Here is a 20,569-nt window from a genome sequence, read left to right as displayed (position 1 = left end):
TCACCCCATCAGATGCGGTACGCGCCGCCGTCTCCGTAGAGGTCCTGCTGGAGGTCATGCTGGAGGTCATGCGCGTAACCCGGCGTGGCGGACTGGACCGTCCGCTGCACGCCGGTGACCGCGTTGCCGGCCAGCGGTCCGGCCGAGCCCTGGACCGTGCCGTTCAGGCCCTCGGCGAAGGGCGCGACCTGCCCGGCGACCCCGTACGCGAACGGGTCCGCCTCGCCGGCCAAGCCGTACGCCAGCGTCGTGGCGCTGCCGCCGACGCCCTGCACGACCGGCTGGACGGCGTCCACGACGGTCTCGACGACGGGCTGCACAGTCCCGGTGACGCCCTCTGCGAAGGGGACGGCCTGTCCGGCCACGCCGTGCGCGAAGGGGTCGACCTCGCCGACGACGCCGTACGCGAAGGGCCGCACGTCGCCGACCACTCCGTGGCCGAGCGCCCCGGCGTCCGCGACGGCCTGCCCGGCGACCGGCACGACACCGTGCACGGCGGTGTCGGCGACGGGCGGCAGGACGGTACCGGTGACGTCTCCGGTGACGTGACCGGCCAGACCGGTGGCGTACGGGGGTACGTCGGTGGCGACGCCCTGCACGACCGGCTGGACGTCGTGGACGGCGCCGTGGGCGACGGGCCGGACGTCGGCGGCGGTGCCGTGGGCGAGGTGCTGGGCGTCGCCGACCGCGCCGTGGGCCACCGGCTGTACGTCCTGGACGACCCCGCCGACGACAGGCTGGACGCCCGCGACGGCCTGGCCGGCCACGGGCTGGACGTCGGCGACGACGCCGTACGCCAGGGCGGTCGCGGCATCGACCGTGTGCCCGGCGGTCCGGGCGACCCCGTCCACCGCGCCCCCGGCGACCGGAACGACGCCGTCCACCGCCTGGCCGACGACCGGCCGCACGCCGGTCACCGCGCCGGTGGCCACGGACCGGACACCGTCGACCGCGCTCACGGCGACCGGGGCCACCCCGGCGACGGCGTGGTCGGCGGTGGGAACGACGCCCCCGACGGCGTACCCCGCGATGGGCACGACGCCGTACACGGCCTGGCCGGCGATCGGCGGGACGACCGCGTCGGCGGTCTGCTCGACGACCGGGGTGACCGTGCCGGGGACCGCGCCGACCGTGCCGACGACGCGCTGCTCCACGCCGCCGACCGTGCCGGTGACGTGGCCCGGGACCGCGGAGACGGAGGTCTCGGCGGCCGTCCTGACGGCGTTGGCCTCGCCGGTGGCGGTGGACGCGACGGCCGCCACCGCGCCCTGGGTCCTGCCGTCGATGTGAGCGACAGTGGCCTGCCCGACGCCCTGCACGCCCGCGACGGTGCGGCCCGCGCCGGCGACGGCGTACTGCGCCTTCGTCCGTACGACACCCTCGACGCCCCGCACCTGCGAACGGGCCGCCGCCTGCGTGCCCAGCAGCCGCGTCTGCGCCGCGGCGAGCGCCTGCTCCAGCTCAGGGGCGAAGGCGGCGAGCGGGCCGAAGAGGTAGTCGACGGTGCCGGGGACGTTCGGGGCGTCCTGGGGCGCGTTCCGGAGGTCGGTGACGGCAGCGGAGGCGGCAGCGGAGCCGCGTGCCGAGACATCGGCCTCGGCCTGCGCCGCCGCCTTGTCCGCGCGGGCGGCCTTGGCGCCCTGGATGACCTGGGCGGCGCGCTTCGCCTTGGCCGCGGTGGAGGAGGTCGTGGACGTGGTGGAGGTCGCGGCCTGGGCGGACGGGACCGTGACCTTGGCGTCGACGTAGCGGCGGGACTGCTCGACGGCGTCCGCGGACACGGTCGAGGCCGTACCGGCGGTGCCGGTTGCCGTGCCGACGGCGCCGTCGGTGACGCCCGAGACGGTGTCGGTCACGCCGGAGACGACGCCGTTGACGGTGCCGGTGACCCCGCCGAGCAGGCCGGAGGCATCGGCGTTGTCAGCGGCGTCGGCCGAGTCGGTGGTCGTGTCCGGTACGGACAGGGTGGAGGCGGACAGCTCGTCCGCGCCGGCGGCGGCCGAACCGAGCGCCCATGCGCCGGTGACCCCGGCGGCTATGACGATCGAACGGCGGATGTTCTTGTTCATACTGCGTCGGATCCCTAGATCTTGGGCTCCGAAGGCCCCGGAGCTACGCAACGGCGAGGAACTCCGGGACTTCGGACGGTTTGGGGACATTCGGCGCCGTTTCCGGTCGCGGTCCGGGCAGCTGCGGAGCTGGGACCAGCGGGACCGGGTACGGCTCCGGAGGCTTCCGTCCGGGGGATGTCGGGGGACATCCGGGAACTGGGGAGTGTCCGGACGGGCGGGCAGACCTGTTTCCGCCCCCGCGCGGCAGGTCTACGGCGGGGAGGGCAGGCCCGCGGGCCTAGGCGGGGGAAACCGGAATGTCCCGGTGCCTGTCCTGGATCTCGTCCGCTTCGACGCGGGCGGCGGCGCCGGGCGCCAGCCGCAACGGCGCCCTCGGGTTCAGCGACACGGCGTGCGCGTCCCCGTGCCGCGAGGTGCTGTTGTCGCCCGCCGAACGGTTGCCCAGCACACCACCCGGGTGATCGACCGGCGCGTGCTGTACAGGGATGTACCCGGCCGACGCGACACTGCGCGCACCGTCGGCCGCCGGGACATGGGTCCCGGTGTCGTCGGCGAGGGCCACGAACCTGGGCCCGTAGGCCACGGCCGCTTCCTCGCCGGTACGCCCCTCGTCGTCGTCCCGTCCGTCCACGGACCCGGGCGCCTGTGCCTCCGGCTGCGAAGCCCCGGCGCCGATCGCCGGCAGCGTCTTCGCCGGCACGGCAGGCACACCGGGAAGCGCCGGAATGTCAGCGCCGGGGAGACCCGGGAACTCCGGCAAGTCCAGCCCCGGCCAACTCGGCCACGCCGGCGACTCGGGAGCCTCCGGCATCGAGGGCGGGGGGAGCAGGGAGGGCAGGGAGGGCAGGGGGGTGAGGGAGGGGAGGGAGGGCGAGGCTGGGAGAACTGGCGCGGAGGAGAAGGCGGGTGCGGAGGGGAAAGCGGGTGCGGGGCGGATGGCTTGAGCCTCGCTCTCGCCCTCGCCGTACTGGGGAGCCCCCGGCTTGGAAGCCACCGTCGACTCGTCGCGCACGCCGGGCTTGGCCGGAACGCTCAAGACCCGCTCGGCCCTTTCGCCCCGCTCGGCCTCGCTTCCCGCCGACGCCCGCAGATCGGCGGACGACGTGGACGAAGTGCCCACCGACACCCCGCTCGCCGACACCGCCGACACCCCGCTCGCCGGCACCGCCGACACCCCGTCCGCCGCAGACGCCTGCCCTCCGCAGAGCAACCCGATCGCGAACAGACCGCCCAGCAACAGCACCAGCTCCAGCGCACGCCGCCCAGCCGCGATACGCAGAACGCGCAGAGCGGCAGCTGGTGACATGGCCGGCCAGGTCAAGACGGGGCAGTCCTCCGTGTGGTGGAACGAAGTGCACAAGTACACGTACCGAGCGACGAGTCAGCTGGACGCGATACGGACGAGCGGCGCGCGGCGCGCCGCTGATGAGGCGTCGATCCTCGCACGCCCCTCCCGAGGTCGCGCAAGCCCCCCGCTACCGATGGGCACGCATGTCCGTTTTGCTGGCCGAAGTCGGTAGTCACCGGGTCGACAAATCACCGGTAATTCCGCGCCATCCCCCTCCTCACGCCGCGTCCGGAACCGGAATCGGCCGCTTCTCGATGGCCGCCGCCATCACCTCCGGGAACAGGTCGGGCGTACATGCGAAGGCCGGTGCGCCCAGCGCGGCGAGCGCGGCCGCATGGTCCCGGTCGTATGCGGGCGCCCCCTCGTCCGACAGCGCCAACAACGCCACGAACTGCACGCCCGACGCCTTCATCGCGGCGACCCGCTTGAGCATCTCGTTGCGTATGCCTCCCTCGTACAGGTCGCTGATCAGCACGACGACCGTCTCCGCGGGGCGGGTGATCTGCGACTGGCAGTACGCGAGCGCCCGGTTGATGTCGGTGCCCCCGCCGAGCTGTGTGCCGAAGAGGACGTCGACCGGGTCGTCGAGCTGGTCCGTGAGGTCGACAACGGTGGTGTCGAAGACAACGAGCCTCGTGTGGATGGACCGCATGGACGCCAGCACGGCCCCGAACACCGACGCGTACACCACCGACGCCGCCATCGACCCCGACTGGTCGATGCAGAGGACGACCTCCTTCTTCACGGACTGCGACGCCCGCCCGTACCCGATGAGCCGCTCCGGCACGATCGTCCGGTACTCCGGGAGGTAGTGCTTGAGGTTGGCCGCGATCGTGCGGTTCCAGTCGATGTCGTGGTGGCGTGGGCGGTTGACCCGGGCACTGCGGTCGAGCGCACCGGTGAGGGTGGCCCGGGTGCGGGTGGCGAGCCGCTTCTCCAGATCCTCGACGACCTTGCGCACCACGGCCCGCGCCGTCTCCTTCGTGGTCTCCGGCATCGCCCGGTTGAGCGAGAGCAGCGTGCCCACGAGGTGCACGTCCGCCTCCACCGCCTCCAGCATCTCCGGCTCCAGCAGCAGCGTGGACAGCCCGAGCCGGTCGATGGCGTCCCGCTGCATGACCTGGACGACGGACGACGGGAAGTACGTCCGGATGTCCCCGAGCCACCGCGCCACGGACGGCGCCGAGGCCCCGAGCCCCGCCGAACGGTCCTTCCCCGACTGCCCCTTGTCCTCCTTGCCGTAGAGAGCGGCGAGCGCCCCGTCCATGGCCGCGTCCCGCCCGGAGAGCGCGCACCCGGTGCCGTCGGCGCTGTCCCCGCCCAGCACCATCCGCCACCGCCGCAGCCGCTCCTGGGCCGGCTCCATCGCCTCGATCGTCATCGGCACGCTCCTTCACGAGGCCGCTCCCACAGCGGGATCACCGGCACGGTCGTCGTCATCGGCCGCCCCTGCGCCACGAACCCGCGCGACCGCCGCACGGCGCCCACCGCTCCGGCCGGCTCCCTCGACTCCTTCACTCCACCAACCGTCATCCCGTCGCCCCCACAAGGCCGTTGTCCGCGAGGCCGCCCCCGGCGTCCTCTCCCCTGTCCACCTGGTCCCTGTCCACCTGGCCCATGTCCACCTGGTCCCTGTCCACCTGGTCCCTGTGCACCTGGTCCCTGTGCACCTGGCCCATGTCCACCTGGTCCAGGCCCAGCAGCAGTCGCACCACCGGAACCACCGCATCCGCCCGCTCGATGTCGAGCTCGGCCGCGAAACCGGGTATGCCGGAACCGCCGCCGACCGCCGCACGCCCCCGCTCCCCCGGCCCACGCCGAACCAGCTCCCCCAAGGTCCGCCGCACCCCCGGCTCATACGCCGAGAACGTCCGCCGCAGCAGCGGCAACACGTCCGTGAACGCCTCCGCCGACACCCCCGTCAGCCACGTGTCGACCAGCCCGAGCAGCCGCTCGTCGTGCACGAGGAGCATCCCGCCGCCGGATCCGCCACCGACGAACCCCTCGATCCACGCGGCCGCATCCCCGGGCGGCGTCCCCGGCGAGAGAGCCAGCCCCATCAACCGAGCCGCTTCCTCCTGCCCCAACTCCCCGTCGTCCAGCAGCAGCCGTACGGCCCGCCCTCTGATGACGCCGGGCACGGTGTCCCGCACGGACAGCACCCGAAGCACCGTGTGCCACCGCGCCCGAAGGCCGCCGTGCCCGGCGACGACGGCCGGGCTTTGGGCGCCCTGCCCTGAAGCGGAACTCTCGGCGCCCCGCCCCGACGCGGACGCCTCACCCGGTGCCCCCCGCCCCGAGGCCACCGCATCACCCAGCAACCCCACCGCTCCGTGCACCGCGTCGACATGACCGCGCATCTCCTCGGCGGCGTCCGCGTCCAGCGCGGCGCACGCCGGGGGCAGGCCCACGAAGACGCGCTCGGCGAGCCCCGCGGCGACCTCCGTGAGCGCCGCGGTGTCCGTGCCGCGCACATCGCCGTATCTCAGGGAACGGACCAGCGCCGGAAGGGCCTGGGCCAGATGGCCGACATCGGCGTCGAGGGCGGCCCGGTCGGCGAGGACCTGCATCACGGTGGGCAGCGCGTCCGGCAGTTCGGCCAGCAGACAGCGCTCGGCGAGAGCGGTGATGTCGGCGAGGGCCTGCGCGGCGACGGCGTCCGCCTCCGCCTTGGCCGTCGCCGCGGCGAACACGGTCGTTCCCCACACCCCGGCCTCGGCGACCCGCACCGACAACTCGGGCTCCCACCGCAAACGCCACGTCTCCCGGAACGTCCCGGTACTGCCCCGCGAGGCGACCGGCTCACCCCACCCCACGCCGAGCAGCCGCAGCCGGTGCAGCAGCCTGCTGCGCTCGGTGTCGTTCTCCTTGCGCAGGTCGAGCTCCAACTCCCGCTCCAGCGCCTCCGGTTTGAGCCGCAGCCGACGCTGGATCCGGTCGAGGTCCCGCTGCAACGGCACCGCCGGCGCCGACCGCGGCACCTCCCCCAGCACGTCCCCCACGACCAGCCGGTCCCGCACCAGCGCCAACGGCACGTCCGAGCCGTCACACATCACCGCCCGCACCGCGTCGGTGGTCTCACCGAGCCCCGGCAACGGACGCCCGCGCATCGCCGCGAGCGTCTCCGCGAGCCGCACCGCCTCGATGACATGTGCCGAGGACACGATGCGGTCCTCGTCCCGCAGCAGCCCTGCCACCTTGGTCATCCACCGCTCGACGGGCCGGTCCGGCGCGCTGAAGAGGTGCCCGTACCACCCCGGTGAGTCGATCCCCGCCCCGTACCCGCTGGCCCGGGCCAGCCGACGGTGGGTCCACGGCACCCAGGTCATGTCGGCCTTGACCTTGGGCAGCCCCTTCAGCAGTGCCTTGTCGGCGGCCACGGTGGTCTTCTGCCGCAGCGCGGGCACATGCCACGCCCCGCACACGACGGCCACCTCGTCCCCGAACTCCCGCTGGGCGGCCCGCACTTGGAGCCGCATGTGCGCCTCCCGCACGAGATCCCGCTCATGCCCCCCGCTGCCGTACGCCTCCCGCAACGCCCCCATGGCCTCCTCGAGCCCGAGAAACGGCGCGAACGCGTCCCCGTCCCGCGTCCCCCGGTGCTCGACGACGTCCTCCCACCACCGCTCGGGATCCTCGTATCCAGCGACCTCGGCGAGAACGGCGAGTGGGTCGACCCGGACGTCGGCGGTCGCGTCAAGGCCGGGGGCCGGGCCGGCGTCGGGGCCGTTCCCGTCGGCCGGACCCGCCTCGCCGTCCTTGCCGGCTGGCACCCGCTCCGCGTCCTCCCCCCACGCCAGCGTGTGCGTGGCCGGCAGGTCGATGAAGCGGGCCGGGACCTCGTGCTCCAGGGCCCAGCGGATCGCGACCCACTCCGGGGAGAACTCGGCCAGCGGCCAGAAGGCCGAGCGGCCGGGCTCGTCCACGGCGTGGGCGAGGAGGGCGACCGGCGGCCGCATGGCCTCGTCGGCGGCGAGCGCGATCAGGGCGTCGGCCTCCGGTGGCCCTTCGATCAGCACGGTGCGCGGCCGGGCCGCTTCCAACGCCGTCCGAACGGCCCGTGCCGACCCCGGCCCGTGATGCCGCACGCCGAGCAGCAGCGGCCCGGCGCCCCGGCCTTCGCTCCCGAAACTGTCCACGCCGGTCACACCGTCCCCCCTCGATCCCCGACCGTCCGGCGGCGCCACCGCCCCCGCCCCGCACATCGCCCAGCACACCGAAGCGCTCCCCTCTGCGGCCGGCGCACCACGTCACCCCTCATCACGGCGCACCCCTCCTGTGCACCCTCCTGTGCACCCTCCTGCGCAGCCACCGGACGACGCGCCGAACGCGCCCCTCCCCGCCACGGACCCGCCCTTCGTCGAACCGCCGCTCGGGCGCCCCCATCCGAGGTCGTCGTCGTTCACACGCTCACCTCCCGGCACGCCCGGTAGAAGTCCGTCCAGCCGTCCCGCTCGCGCACGACCGCCTCCAGGTACTCCTGCCAGACGGTCCGGTCGGCCGCCGGATCGCGGACGACGGCGCCGAGGATGCCCGCGGCGACATCGCCGGGTCGCAGTACTCCATCGCCGAAGTGGGCGGCCAGCGCGAGGCCGCCCGTGACCACGGAGATCGCCTCCGCCGTCGACAGCGTGCCGCTCGGCGACTTCAGCTTGGTGCGGCCGTCGGCGGTGACGCCGTCGCGCAGCTCGCGGAAGACGGTCACGACGCGACGGATCTCGTCGATGCCGTCGGGCGCGGCCGGCAGGTCGAGCGAGCGACCGATCTGGTCGACGCGGCGGGAGACGATGTCCACCTCGGCCTCGACGCTCTCCGGCAGGGGCAGCACGACCGTGTTGAAGCGGCGGCGCAGGGCGCTGGAGAGATCGTTGACCCCACGGTCGCGGTCGTTGGCCGTGGCGATGAGGTTGAAGCCGCGGACCGCCTGCACCTCCTGCCCCAGCTCCGGTATCGGCAGCGTCTTCTCCGACAGGATCGTGATCAGCGTGTCCTGCACATCGGCCGGAATCCGGGTCAGCTCCTCGACCCGCGCCGTCATCCCCTCCGCCATGGCCCGCATGACGGGGCTGGGCACGAGGGCGTCCCGGCTCGGCCCGTGCGCGAGCAGCTGCGCGTAGTTCCAGCCGTACCGGATCGCCTCCTCCGGTGTGCCCGCCGTGCCCTGGACCAGCAGCGTCGAGTCGCCGCTGACCGCCGCGGCCAGATGCTCGGAGACCCAGGTCTTCGCGGTGCCGGGCACACCGAGCAGGAGCAGGGCGCGGTCGGTGGCGAGCGTGGTGACGGCGACCTCGACCAGGCGGCGCGGGCCCACGTACTTCGGTGTGATCACCGTGCCGTCCGGCAGCGTGCCGCCCTGCAAATACGTGGCCACGGCCCACGGCGACAGCTTCCAGCGGGCCGGGCGCGGACGGTCGTCCTGTGCGGCCAGCGCGGCCAGTTCATGGGCGAAGGCGTCCTCGGCATGCGGTCGCAACGCCTGGGCCGATTCCGCCTCCCCCGCTTCGACGGACGTCGGCTCAACGGACACGGTCATGGCAAAGTCCCCCTCCAGCTCGGCCGGTTCGGATCTGCCACCAACGTTGCACCACGCCACTGACAATGCGTTCCGACCTGCGAAAACACGCCTGCGAGGCCGATCGCGAGCCATCGGCCCCGGCCGATTGTCAGTGGTGGGATCTACCTTCGGTGGCATGACTCAGCAGGGGGTGCGCTGGACCGCGGACCAGGTATTGGCACTGGCTCCTGACGCCGCGTCACGCAAAGCGGGAAGCAAACTCGGCGCGGCAGGGCCGTGGTCCGAGGCGGGGAGTTCCGACGAGGGGACGGTGTGGGGGCTGTGCAAGGGCAGTGGCAGCAAGCCGTATCAGACGGTCATCGACATCGCGGACGCCGCCGGGCCCGCGTACAAGTGCAGTTGCCCGAGCCGGAAGTTCCCGTGCAAACACGCCCTCGGGCTGCTGCTGCTCTGGGCGGACGGGGAAGGCGCGGTGCCGCCGGCGCAGGCGCCGGACTGGGCGGAGCAGTGGATAAAGGGGAGGAGGCAGCACGCGGAGGAGAAGCGGACGGCGGGCGCGTCCGGCTCCTCATCGGCGCCCGCTGATCCGGAGGCGGCGCGGCGCCGTGCGGAGCGGCGCGCCGTACGGGTCACCGCGGGGGCGACGGAACTGGAGCAGCGCCTGGCGGACCTGCTGCGCGGCGGCCTGGCCGGCGCGGAACAGGCCGGGTACGGGATGTGGGAGGAGACGGCCGCCCGCATGGTCGACGCCCAGGCCCCCGGACTGGCCGCGCGGGTGCGGGAACTGGGGGCGATCCCGGCGTCCGGCCCCGGCTGGCCGGTGCGCCTGCTGGAGGAGTGCGCCCTGCTCCATCTCCTCGACCAGGGCTGGCTGCGCCGCGAGGGGCTGCCCGACGCCCTGTCGGACACCGTCCGCTCCCGCGTCGGCCTGCCCGCCTCGGCGGACGGCCCACCGATCCGGGACCGCTGGCTGGTCCTCGCCCAGTACGACACGGCGGACGTGAAGCTGACGACGCGCCGGACATGGCTCCACGGCGCCGACTCGGGCCGCACCGCGCTGCTCCTCTCCTACGGCGCCGTCGGCCGTGCGCCGGAGCCGGCGCTGCCGGTCGGGCTGGTCCTGGACGCGGACGTGGCGGCGTACCCGGGTGCCGGGCAGCTGCGTGCGTCCTTGGGCGAGCAGTTCGCCCCGCCCGCGCCCGCGTCGATACGGCCGCCGGGGGTGACGACGGCCGAGGCGGCCGCTCGTTACGGAGAGGCGCTCCGCGACGACCCGTGGCTGGACTCCGTCCCGGTCACCCTGGACCGGGTCGTACCGGCCCCGGACGGCGACTCGTGGCAGCTGGCGGACGCCGACGCGGACACGGCCCTGCCCCTGGCCCCGGCCGCCCGGGCCCGCCCGGGCCTGTGGCGGCTGGTCTCACTGTCGGGCGGCAGACCGGTCAAGGTGTTCGGCGAGTGCGGCCACCGCGGCTTCACCCCGCTGACGGCCTGGCCGGAGGGCGAGGGAGAGGCGGTACGGCTGTGCTGACCGGCGCCTCGCAGACACCAAGGCCGAGTGGAAGGCAGACAGGCATGAGCCTCATGAACAGTTCCGTTCCTGTGGACTCGTCGGCACCGGACGCCTGGGAGGCACTCGTCACGGCGGCCCTCCTCGGAACGGACCGGCGTACACCCCCGGGCTGCGTGCCGGGCCGGGAGGCGCCGGTGACGCTGCTGGACACGGCGGCCGTGGAGACCGTACGGCGGCGGGCCGGGCTGAAGCCGGCCCGGGCGGCGCAGCGGCCCCATCCGACACCCGAGGACCCCCGCCCGGTGCTGCCGCCGGCGGCGGCGCGCAGGCTGGCGATGCTGCTGGCCGACCGTCCCGGCGCGGGCGGCGGACGCAGAGGCACGGCACCGGACCTCATGGAGCTGCTGCCCCAGTGGCTCGCGACGGCGAACGACCGCGGTTTCGCGCCACCCCCGGAGACGCTGCCCGCGCTGCTGGACGCGGCGCGGGGCCGTACGGATCTGCGGCCCTCGGCGCTGACCTTCGCCGGCCCGCGGGCGGTGTGGCTCGCCCGGCTGAACCCTGACTGGCGGTTCGCCCTGCGTGCGACTCCGGGCGGAGGCGCGGCGCTGCCGCACCTCGACGACCCGGCCGAGGTCCAACAGCTGTGGCAGGAAGGGCTGTTCGCCGAGCGGGTCGGCCTGCTCTCGGCGCTCCGCGCCCGTGAGCCCGCCGCCGCGCGCGAGCTGCTGACCACGACGTGGCCGACGGAGCGGGCCGAGGACCGGTTGATGTTCCTCGACTCGCTGCGGTCCGGTCTTGGCCCGCAGGACGAGCCGTTCCTGGAGCAGGCGCTGGCCGACCGGAGCCGTAACGTCCGGGCGACGGCCGCGGAGCTGTTGTCGGCGCTGCCGGCCTCGGCGCTCGCCGCGCGGATGGCGGTGCGGGCCGGGGCCTGCGTGGCACTGGACCACACCCGGGACACGCCGACGATCAGCGTGGAGGCGCCGCACGAGTGCGACGCGGGCATGGAGCGCGACGGAGTCGTGGCCAAGGCTCCGGCGGGCCGTGGTGAACGGTCCTGGTGGTTCGGTCAGTTGGTGGAGGCGGCGCCGCTGGGCACCTGGCCGGGTCGGCTCGGAGGCCGTACGCCTGGCGAGATCGTGGCGTTGCCGGTGACGGACGACTGGCAGGGCGAGCTGCACGCGGCGTGGTGCCGGGCGGCGGTACGGCAGCGGGACGGCGAGTGGGCGAGGGCACTGCTCGGGTCGCCGTCCGCCCCGGAAGCCGGCGGTCCGGGGGCGGTGTCCCTGGCCGAGCGCGCGAAGCTCCTCGGCACGCTGGGCTCCGCCGAACGGGCCCAGTGGGTCGCCGGGTTCATCGCGACACACGGCCTGTCCGAGGCGTTTCAGCTGCTCGGAGTGTGCACGGTGCCGTGGAGCGGGCCGCTCGGGCGAGCGGTGGTCGACGCACTCAACATCGCGCGGGACGCGGGGAGTTATCCATGGAGCTTCAGTGGAGTGATGGGCCTGGCCGAGCGCTGCCTCGACCCGGCCGAGGCGAGCCGCCTCGACGGCCTGCTCGCCATACCGGACGAGCCGGAGGACGCGTCGCCAGGAGCTGGGGGGTACTGGGCGGAGGCGTTCCAGCGACTGGTCACGACATTACGCCTGCGGGCGGCCATGATCGAGGAGCTGGAACCACCCAGCCCGTCTGGGGGCACCCCCTCTGGGGGAGTTTGAGGACGAGGCCCTTCGGGCCGAAGCGGGGGTCTGGGGGCGGCAGCTCCCAGGGACCGCCACCCCCACCCACCCGCACCAAAGGTCGGCCAAGCCGCCGCAGGCAATCCGCTCAGCCGCCGGAGGCAGCCGGCTGATGCACGTTCGCCCGTACCCAGTCCACGATCGCCTGAGTCGTCGCACCCGGCGTGAAGATCTCGGCGACGCCCCTCTCCTTCAGCGGCGCGATGTCCGCCTCCGGGATGATTCCGCCACCGAAGACCAGGATGTCCTCCGCCTCGCGTTCCTTGAGGAGGTCGATCACGGCGGCGAACAGGGTGTTGTGGGCGCCGGACAGAATGGACAGACCGATCGCGTCGGCGTCCTCCTGGATCGCGGTGTCGACGATCTGCTCGGGCGTCTGGTGAAGCCCGGTGTAGATGACCTCCATACCGGCGTCGCGCAGCGCCCGCGCGATCACCTTGGCCCCCCGATCGTGGCCGTCGAGCCCAGGCTTGGCCACCACCACGCGGATCGGACCGGCTGCCACACCCATCACTGCCTCCATGAAGCGACTACATCCATCCGTACCGACAGGCACCGCTCATATCTGAGTTATGCCGCACTCGCCGCACACGTCATACATGGTGCGCCATCGCACTCCTCCGTCGCCCATCGCTCCGGACGCGCCCTCACGGCACGGACGCCCCGGGCCACATCGCCCAAGGAAGTGAACGAACGTTATCGCCAGCATCCCGCAACCGGCAGTTTCGCGGTGCAGACCGAGGGGGAAATCACACGGTGGGACACGTTCGCCGCGCACCGTTCCCATCACTGCGGCACACGGGCCGCAGAAGTCTGCGGTGCACGCGTCGCAGCGGGACCACGCGCAAAGGGAGCCGCAACGAGGTCGTCGCACCACCGCGCCGCCGACCGCGCGCCGTGGCGATGCGGCATCGACGGTGGCACGAAGGGCACGTAGGGCAGGTAAGGCACGACAAGCGGGGAGCCTCGTCGCCACACCGGCAGGGAGCCCCGTCAGGCCATCGGCGCGCCATCGCCGACCCGGCCGACGCACAGCACGCGCCTCGCTCACCCCATGCGCCTTCCTCATGCTCCGCCGGCCACCTCCGCCGCGACTTCCACGAGGGCACACGGGGGCCAAAGCCGTCCTCCCGCGTGCCACAAGGAGGTCGGCCATGAAGGTCACCGGGGCAGCACTCCCCTTTCTTCCGCTCTGCCGACGCCTGCTCCCGAGCAGACTCACCGGCCTCTCCCTCGCCCTGCTGAAGGCGACGGCCCTGGAGATCGCGATCCTCGCCGGTCACGTACTGCTGTATCCGTCCGGCATCGCCCAGGAGCGCCGTACGCCCCCCACGCTTCCCGCTCGGGACACCGCCCCGCTGCCGACCCGGACCCGACCGCCCGTAGTCCTGCTGCACGGCTTCATCGACAACCGCTCGGTCTTCGTCCTGCTGCGCCGCAGCCTCGCCCAGCACGGCAGGCACCAGATCGAGTCGCTCAACTACTCCCCGCTGACCTGTGACATCCGCGCCGCCGCCGAACTGCTCGGCCGGCACATAGAGGGGATATGCGAGCGCACCGGCAGCAGCCAGGTGGACGTCGTCGGACACAGCCTCGGCGGGCTGATAGCGCGCTACTACGTGCAGTGCCTCGGCGGCGACCTCAGGGTCCGCACGCTGGTCACGCTCGGCACACCGCACTCCGGCACCCGCGTGGTCCCACTGGCGAACGCGCACCCGATCGTGCGTCAGATGCGCCCCGGCTCACCGGTCCTGGAGGAACTGTCCCGGCCCGCGCCCGGCTGCCGTACCCACTTCGTGAGCTTCTGGAGCGACCTCGACCATCTGATGGACCCGCTGGAGACGGCCTGCATCGACCACCCGGACCTGCTGGCGCAGAACGTCCGCGTGAGCGGCATCGGCCATCTCGCCCTCCCGGTGCACCCCGCCGTGGCGGCCGGGATACGACAGGCGCTCGACACCGCACGGCCAGGGACCGAAGCCACCCCGCAGGCCGACGGCCTGACCGTGGCGTAATCACCCGCGACTCGCCCTCGGCCCAGCCCCGACCCACCCGCGACTCCCCCTCGGCCCACACCCGACACACAGCCCCGGAACACCCGACCGACATCGAACAACCTTCGAACGCAAGGCCAAACTCGCGCCCGCAGTCCGCCAAAACACGGCCGAATGCCCGTTTCCTGCGCGCGCGAAACCTGCCGAAGATTGTCGTGCCCGCGTACCGCCGGGTACAGTCGCCGCACTGCTCTGGCAGCCCCTGTTGTCGAGGCGAGAGAGAAGTTGGTGAACGATCGTCACCCGTCGGGGACCATGACCTCCCCGGCCACGGCTTCCGACGCCGCCTCGGCGCACTACGCGTCCTATGGCGCCCAGGAAGCCCAGTACGGTGACTCCACCGCGTACGGCACCTACGACGCCACCGGATTCGGCGCCGGCCAGGCCACCACCACCTTCGACGCGGACCCCCTGTTCGGCAGCCTCCCCGGTGAGACCACGGGCGGGTACGACGCCACGCAGTGGTCCACGGGCAACCACCACACCGTGAACTACGACGCCTATGCGGCCCAGCACCACGCCGCCTACGACACCGGCGCGTACGACACCACCGCATGGACGGCCGAGCACGAGCGACTGCCCTTCGTCCCGCAGCAGGCCAACGGCCACGACACCTCCGGTCAGTGGGATGCGACCGCCTGGGTCCAGCCCGACCAGTCCGGCTTGCCGGCCGACCAGACCCAGCAGTGGGAATGGGGCACGCAGACCTTCGACACCGGGGCGTACGACGCCACGCAGTGGAACTCCGACGGCGCCACCACACAGGCGACGGGCGAGTACCAACAGCCAGCAGAATCCTTCGACCAGCAGGAGACCGCGCACTTCGAGCAGATCGAGCACGTCGACCCCACGGGACATGTCGACCCCACGGCGTACGACGATCCGGCCCAGCCCGACGCCGAGTCGACCGCCACCGGCGAACTCCCCGCCGCGGCCCCGCTCCTCGACGACCAGGAGGAGGCCGCTCCGGCCCCCTCCCCGCGCGCGGCGTCCCGCAGCGGCTCGCGCTCCCGCCGTCGTACGCCCCCCAAGCGCTCCGCGCTGCTGACGGTTGCCGTGCCCTCCGCGTGTGTGATGGGCGTCGCCGGGATCGCCGCCGCCTCCGTCGGCACTCTGACCGACGACAAGGACGCGTCCACGCTCGCCTCGGACAGCGAGGCCGTGAAGCCGTCCGCCGCGAACAACAAGCTGGACACCCAGCTCGAGAGCCTCTCCGCCGGCGCCGACGACTTCGCCGACCGCGCCAGCCGTACGCAGGAGCGCATCGACCTCAAGGCGCAGCAGGCGGCCGAGAAGCGCAGGGCCGCCGAGGAAGCGGCCCGCAAGGAGCGGCTGCGCCCGAAGTTCGCGATCCCGGTCGCGAACCACGGCCTCAGCGCCTACTTCGGCCAGTCCGGCATCAACTGGATGTCCGTGCACACCGGCATCGACTTCCCCGTCTCGTACGGCACGACGGTGATGGCCGCGACCGACGGCACCGTGCGGACGCAGTGGAACAGCGCCTACGGCAACATGATGATCGTGACCGCGAAGGACGGCACGGAGACGTGGTACTGCCACCTCTCCAGCTACCGCGTCGCCTCCGGTACGACGGTCAAGGCCGGCGACCCGATCGCGTACTCCGGCAACTCCGGCAACTCGACCGGCCCGCACCTGCACTTCGAGGTACGCCCGGGCGGCGGCTCGGCCATAGACCCGCTGGCATGGCTGCGCAGCCACGGTCTGGACCCGACGTAACCGAACGATCGTCAGCAGGCGTCGCCGACCGCCGGACCGATCACAAGCCGACTCCCTCGCACGCCGCACGCCCCCGCCCGTCAGCGGGGGCGCACGCTCGCCGGTCCTACAACTTCTCCACCGGCGCGTACCGCAACAGCAACCGCTTCGGCTTGGTGTCCCCGAAGTCGATCGTCGCCTCGGCGTTCGCGCCCGTGCCCTTCACGGCCATCACGGTGCCGAGCCCGAACTGGTCGTGCGTGACCCGGTCCCCGACGGCCAGCTGGACGACGGGCTTCTCCGACGTACGGCGCGTGGCGAAACCGGACGCGCCCGAGGCGGAGGAGCGCGAGCGGGACGAGGACAGCGAGGCGGCCACCCCGGACGCGGGCCCGGAGGACACCGGCGAGGTCGCCCCCGTCCGCTTCCAGTCCACGTGCTGGGCGGGGATCTCCTCCAGGAACCGGGACGGCGGGTTGTACGACGGCTGGCCCCAGGCGCTGCGCATCGCCGACCGCGTGAGATACAGCCGCTCACGCGCACGGGTGATGCCGACGTAGGCGAGCCGCCGCTCCTCCTCCAGTTCCTTGGTCTGGCCGAGGGCACGCATGTGCGGGAAGACGCCGTCCTCCATGCCGGTGAGGAAGACGACCGGGAACTCCAGGCCCTTGGCGGTGTGGAGGGTCATCAGGGTGATGACGCCGGAGCCGTCCTCGTCCTCGTCGGGGATCTGGTCGGAGTCGGCGACGAGCGCGACCCGCTCCAGGAACTCCGCGAGACCGCCGGAGGCTTCGCCCTCACCCGACTCCTGCTCGAACTCCAGGGCGACGGCCGCGAGTTCCTGAAGGTTCTCGATGCGGGTCTCGTCCTGAGGATCCGTGGAAGCCTGCAACTCGGCGAGATAGCCGGTCCTTTCAAGGACCGCCTCCAGGATGGTGGCCGGTCCGGCCCCGGACTCCACGACCGTACGGAGCTCCTCCATCAGCGTGTTGAACCGCTTGACGGCGTTGGTCGACCGCGCGGCCATGCCGTAGGCCTCGTCCACCCGCCGCAGCGCCTGCGGAAAGCTGATCCTCTCCCGCTGCGAGAGGGCGTCGATCATCGCCTCGGCACGGTCGCCGATGCCTCGCTTGGGCACGTTCAGAATCCGCCGCAGCGGCACGGAGTCCTCGGGGTTGGCCAGCACCCGCAGGTAGGCCAGCACATCGCGGACCTCCTTGCGCTCGTAGAACCGCACCCCGCCGACGACCTTGTAGGGCAGCCCGACGCGGATGAAGACTTCTTCGAAGACACGGGACTGGGCGTTCGTCCGGTAGAAGACGGCGACGTCGCCGGCCTTGGCATCCCCCGCGTCCGTCAGTCGGTCTATCTCGTCGGCGACGAACTGCGCCTCGTCGTGCTCGGTGTCCGCGACATAACCAGTGATACGGGCGCCGGCGCCCGCATTGGTCCACAGGTTCTTGGGGCGGCGGGACTCATTGCGCTCGATGACGGCGTTCGCGGCGGTCAGGATCGTCTGCGTCGACCGGTAGTTCTGCTCGAGCAGGATCGTCGTCGCGTCCGGGTAGTCCTCCTCGAACTGGAGGATGTTGCGGATGGTGGCGCCCCGGAAGGCGTAGATCGACTGGTCGGCGTCACCCACCACACACAGCTCGGCGGGCGGGAGGTCGTACTCGCTGGGCGGCACGTCCACGGGGTGCTCGCTGGTCCCGACGAGCTCACGCACCAGCGCGTACTGCGCGTGGTTGGTGTCCTGGTACTCGTCCACCAGCACATGGCGAAAACGCCGGCGGTAGTGCTCGGCGACGTCCGGGAAGGCGCGCAGCAGATTGACCGTGGTCATGATCAGGTCGTCGAAGTCGAGGGCGTTGGCCTCCCGCAACCGCGACTGGTACAGGGCATACGCCTGGGCCAGCGTCTTCTCGAAGCCGTCCGTCGCCTGGGCGGCGAAGTCCTCCTCGTCGATCAGCTCGTTCTTCAGGTTGCTGATCTTGGCGCTGAAGGACTTGGGCGGAAAACGCTTGGGATCGAGATCCAGATCCCGGCACACCAGCGCCATCAGCCGCTTGCTGTCGGCGGCGTCATAGATCGAGAACGACGACGTGAAGCCGAGCTTCTTGCTCTCCCTCCGCAAAATGCGGACGCACGAGCTGTGGAAGGTCATCACCCACATCGCGTTCGCCCGCGGCCCCACGAGCTGCTCGACGCGCTCCTTCATCTCGCCCGCGGCCTTGTTGGTGAAGGTGATCGCGAGGATCTGCCCCGGATGCACATTCCGCTCGGCCAGCAGATGGGCGATGCGATGGGTGAGCACCCGCGTCTTGCCGGACCCGGCACCGGCCACGATGAGCAGCGGGCTGCCGGAGTGGACGACGGCCGCACGCTGGTTCTCGTTCAACCCCTCCAGCAGCGCGGCGGCGTCGAGGGCCGGGCGCGGGGCGCCGTCGCGGTAGTAGGCGTCCCGGTCCGGCGGCACGTCGAACTTCCCGCCGAACAGATCGTCCGGAACCGGTTCCGGAGCGTGATCGTCCTCGGGCGGCGGCGGGTGCTCCTCGTGGGCCCGTGGGGCCTGGAGGTCCGCCAGGAAGCTGTCGTCAAAGAGGCTGCTCATCGCTCTCCGAGTCTAGGGCGCCCCACTGACAGCCCGCCGCCACCCCGAGAACCTCGCCCGATCCAATCCCCGACACCCCACCATCCCTCACCCTCCAGCACCCGACAATCACACTCCGCAACCAACGCGCCAACCCCCGCACCCCACCCCAAAGACCCCCAAAGCGACCCCCGCCCGCAATACACCACCCCAAGGTCACGAAAATGTATCGGGCATATCGAACATCAACCTTCACAGGGGCCACACGAGTTGGCTACCGTGCCGGGCAGGCCGTACGACCCCCACCGGCGAACGTCGCCGGGCCGCGCGGCCTCCGCCGAGTCCGGTACGCCCCACGGGGCCCGGAGCCGGGGACCCACCGAACTTGGGGTGAATCGGCCGGACTTCCGAGCCGTAGGGCAACCCTTCCGAACCACCCGCCCGAACCCGACAGCTAACTCGGTAGGCGGAGCACGGAAGGAGTCGCCTCCCTTGGCGTCGCACCGCAAGTCGCGTCCCGCAGGCACGCGCGTCGCAGGCATACGGACCCCCGCCCTCGCCACGGCGGCCCTCACCTCCGTGGCCCTGCTGTCCCAGACGGCCAACGCGAACCCGTCCACGGACGACAAGCCGAGCCTCGAAGAGGTCGAGAAGAAGGTCGACGACCTCTACCGCCAGGCGGAGTCGGCGACCGAGAAGTACAACGCGGTCAAGGAGAAGACCGCGAAGCAGCGCAAGCGCGTCGACACCCTCCTCGACGACGTCGCCAAGCGCACCCAGACCCTCAACGACGCCCGCGAGGAACTCGGCCGCAACGCCGCCGCCCAGTACCGCACAGGAGCGGCCGCCCCCGACACGGCGACCTTCCTCCTCGCGGACACCCCGCAGGACTACTTCGACCAGTCCCAGCTGATGGACCGCATGACAGGCCGTCAGAAGGAAGCCGTCGACGACTACTTCACCCAGCAGTCCGCGACGATGAAGAAGCGCCAGGAGGCCACCCAGAGCCTCGAAACGCTCACCGAGTCGCAGAACGACCTTCAGACCGCCAAGACCACCGTCCAGACGAAGCTCGCCGACGCCCGTGAACTCCTCTCGAAGCTGACGGCGGAGGAGAAGGCCCGCCTCGCCGCGATCGAGAAGCGCAAGCAGGAGGAGGCCGCCCGCAAAGCCGCGGAGCTGGCCCGGCAGCAGGCTGAGGCCGAGCGTCAGCGCCAAGAAGAGGCACAGCAGCAGGAGAGCAACGAGCCCCCGTCCAGCTCATCCTCCTCGGACTCGTCCTCCTCCGACTCCTCGTACGCCACCAAGGCCGAGAAGGCCCTGGCCTTCGCCCGCTCCCAGATAGGCAAGCCGTACGTCTGGGGCGCCACCGGCCCCGATTCCTACGACTGCTCCGGCCTCACCCAGGGCGCCTGGAAGGCCGCCGGCGTCGACATCCCCCGTGTCACCTACGACCAGGTCAACGCCGGCACCACGGTCCCCCTCTCCAGCGCCCAGCCCGGCGACCTGGTCTTCTTCTACGACGACGTCACCCACGTGGGCATCTACATCGGCAACGGCATGATGATCCACGCCCCCAAGCCCGGCGCGTACGTCCGCGAGGAGTCGATCTACTACGACGGAGAGTCATCGATCCACAGCGTGGTGCGCCCGGCCTGACACCCACCCCCGCGCACGGCGGCAAGGGGACACATCGGCCCGACCGAGGACGGACAGTCCCGCGGCGCCGCACCCGCGCACGGCACGAAGGGGCCGTGTCGGGGGGTGTCCGCCCGCAGCGGCGGGCGGACACCCAGAGCACATCTCGAACTCACCGAGCCGCCCGACCGAGGACGGACACCCCCCCGGCGCGGCCCCGACCCCCAACGCACCGCAAGGCGCTACGCGAACCCCACCGAACACCAGCAGGCCGCCGCAGGCATCCCGGCCCAACCGCCGGAGGCACCCGGCGTGCCCCACCCCCCAGCCCCTACCCCCCTCCTAGCATCAACCCATGCCCGCGCCCGCGCCCGCCACCAC

12 protein-coding genes and 1 riboswitch are annotated in these 20,569 nt (G+C 72.4%); of the genes, 5 read left to right on the top strand and 7 right to left on the bottom strand.

Features of this window, described 5'->3' with window-relative positions:
- Positions 1 to 8 precede the first annotated feature (8 nt).
- From KUM44_RS27760 to KUM44_RS27740, 5 genes are all read right to left on the bottom strand, one after another.
- On the bottom strand, positions 9 to 2,069 hold the full coding sequence (locus KUM44_RS27760; protein ID WP_217212183.1) for a hypothetical protein: 2,061 nt from the start codon (positions 2,067 to 2,069) through the stop codon (positions 9 to 11).
- Positions 2,070 to 2,349: 280 nt separating this feature from the next.
- Positions 2,350 to 3,378, bottom strand: a complete 1,029-nt coding sequence (locus KUM44_RS27755) for a hypothetical protein (protein ID WP_217212182.1) — start codon at positions 3,376 to 3,378, stop codon at positions 2,350 to 2,352.
- A gap of 259 nt (positions 3,379 to 3,637) precedes the next feature.
- A complete protein-coding gene (locus KUM44_RS27750) occupies positions 3,638 to 4,801 on the bottom strand; it encodes a VWA domain-containing protein (protein ID WP_217212180.1) in 1,164 nt (387 codons plus the stop codon).
- 148 nt (positions 4,802 to 4,949) lie between these two features.
- On the bottom strand, positions 4,950 to 7,625 hold the full coding sequence (locus KUM44_RS27745) for a DUF5682 family protein (protein ID WP_254390210.1): 2,676 nt from the start codon (positions 7,623 to 7,625) through the stop codon (positions 4,950 to 4,952).
- Between the two features lie 197 nt (positions 7,626 to 7,822).
- Entirely contained in the window at positions 7,823 to 8,953 is a 1,131-nt protein-coding gene (locus tag KUM44_RS27740; RefSeq protein ID WP_217212178.1) for an AAA family ATPase, read from the bottom strand.
- 157 nt (positions 8,954 to 9,110) lie between these two features.
- Here KUM44_RS27740 and KUM44_RS27735 point away from each other — a divergent pair, with 157 nt between their 5' ends.
- Both KUM44_RS27735 and KUM44_RS27730 read left to right on the top strand, forming a co-directional pair.
- Entirely contained in the window at positions 9,111 to 10,466 is a 1,356-nt protein-coding gene (locus KUM44_RS27735; RefSeq protein ID WP_217212176.1) for an SWIM zinc finger domain-containing protein, read from the top strand.
- Between the two features lie 44 nt (positions 10,467 to 10,510).
- The gene (locus tag KUM44_RS27730) at positions 10,511 to 12,169 is read left to right on the top strand and encodes a DUF5691 domain-containing protein (RefSeq protein WP_374202081.1); all 1,659 of its coding nucleotides are present in this window, start codon (positions 10,511 to 10,513) and stop codon (positions 12,167 to 12,169) included.
- 109 nt (positions 12,170 to 12,278) lie between these two features.
- On the opposite strand, the gene KUM44_RS27725 is transcribed toward KUM44_RS27730, so the two are convergent.
- On the bottom strand, positions 12,279 to 12,701 hold the full coding sequence (locus tag KUM44_RS27725; protein ID WP_217212260.1) for a cobalamin B12-binding domain-containing protein: 423 nt from the start codon (positions 12,699 to 12,701) through the stop codon (positions 12,279 to 12,281).
- A 643-nt stretch (positions 12,702 to 13,344) separates the two neighbouring features.
- Here KUM44_RS27725 and KUM44_RS27720 point away from each other — a divergent pair.
- Both KUM44_RS27720 and KUM44_RS27715 read left to right on the top strand, forming a co-directional pair.
- Complete coding sequence (locus KUM44_RS27720; RefSeq protein ID WP_217212174.1) at positions 13,345 to 14,205, top strand: alpha/beta fold hydrolase; 861 nt, start codon at positions 13,345 to 13,347, stop codon at positions 14,203 to 14,205.
- Positions 14,206 to 14,472: 267 nt separating this feature from the next.
- Positions 14,473 to 15,981 carry a M23 family metallopeptidase gene (locus KUM44_RS27715; protein ID WP_374202080.1) on the top strand — a complete coding sequence of 503 codons (1,509 nt, stop codon included), beginning with the start codon at positions 14,473 to 14,475 and terminating at the stop codon, positions 15,979 to 15,981.
- 106 nt (positions 15,982 to 16,087) lie between these two features.
- Here the strand turns inward: KUM44_RS27715 and pcrA are convergent, their stop codons facing one another.
- Positions 16,088 to 18,571, bottom strand: coding sequence for a DNA helicase PcrA (gene pcrA / locus KUM44_RS27710; RefSeq protein ID WP_217212170.1), 2,484 nt, complete (start codon positions 18,569 to 18,571; stop codon positions 16,088 to 16,090).
- A 304-nt stretch (positions 18,572 to 18,875) separates the two neighbouring features.
- Positions 18,876 to 19,034: riboswitch (cyclic di-AMP (ydaO/yuaA leader) on the top strand.
- A gap of 8 nt (positions 19,035 to 19,042) precedes the next feature.
- Here pcrA and KUM44_RS27705 point away from each other — a divergent pair.
- Positions 19,043 to 20,209, top strand: a complete 1,167-nt coding sequence (locus KUM44_RS27705) for a C40 family peptidase (protein WP_217212168.1) — start codon at positions 19,043 to 19,045, stop codon at positions 20,207 to 20,209.
- Positions 20,210 to 20,569 lie beyond the last annotated feature (360 nt).

Origin of the sequence: Streptomyces sp. AC550_RSS872 (assembly GCF_019049285.1) — a bacterium.
Taxonomy (GTDB): Bacteria; Actinomycetota; Actinomycetes; order Streptomycetales; family Streptomycetaceae; genus Streptomyces.
The sequence above is the reverse complement of the archived record's forward strand: the minus strand, read 5'-3'. Positions and strand labels throughout refer to the sequence as shown.

What these genes read in the sequence shown, in the direction of transcription:
- KUM44_RS27760 (WP_217212183.1), bottom strand. Translation starts at nt 2,069, where the DNA reads ATGAACAAGAACATCCGCCGTTCGATCGTCATAGCCGCCGGGGTCACC.
- KUM44_RS27755 (WP_217212182.1), bottom strand. Translation starts at nt 3,378, where the DNA reads ATGTCACCAGCTGCCGCTCTGCGCGTTCTGCGTATCGCGGCTGGGCGG.
- KUM44_RS27750 (WP_217212180.1), bottom strand. Translation starts at nt 4,801, where the DNA reads ATGACGATCGAGGCGATGGAGCCGGCCCAGGAGCGGCTGCGGCGGTGG.
- KUM44_RS27745 (WP_254390210.1), bottom strand. Translation starts at nt 7,625, where the DNA reads ATGTGCGGGGCGGGGGCGGTGGCGCCGCCGGACGGTCGGGGATCGAGG.
- KUM44_RS27740 (WP_217212178.1), bottom strand. Translation starts at nt 8,953, where the DNA reads ATGACCGTGTCCGTTGAGCCGACGTCCGTCGAAGCGGGGGAGGCGGAA.
- KUM44_RS27735 (WP_217212176.1), top strand. Translation starts at nt 9,111, where the DNA reads ATGACTCAGCAGGGGGTGCGCTGGACCGCGGACCAGGTATTGGCACTG.
- KUM44_RS27730 (WP_374202081.1), top strand. Translation starts at nt 10,511, where the DNA reads ATGAGCCTCATGAACAGTTCCGTTCCTGTGGACTCGTCGGCACCGGAC.
- KUM44_RS27725 (WP_217212260.1), bottom strand. Translation starts at nt 12,701, where the DNA reads ATGGGTGTGGCAGCCGGTCCGATCCGCGTGGTGGTGGCCAAGCCTGGG.
- KUM44_RS27720 (WP_217212174.1), top strand. Translation starts at nt 13,345, where the DNA reads ATGAAGGTCACCGGGGCAGCACTCCCCTTTCTTCCGCTCTGCCGACGC.
- pcrA (WP_217212170.1), bottom strand. Translation starts at nt 18,571, where the DNA reads ATGAGCAGCCTCTTTGACGACAGCTTCCTGGCGGACCTCCAGGCCCCA.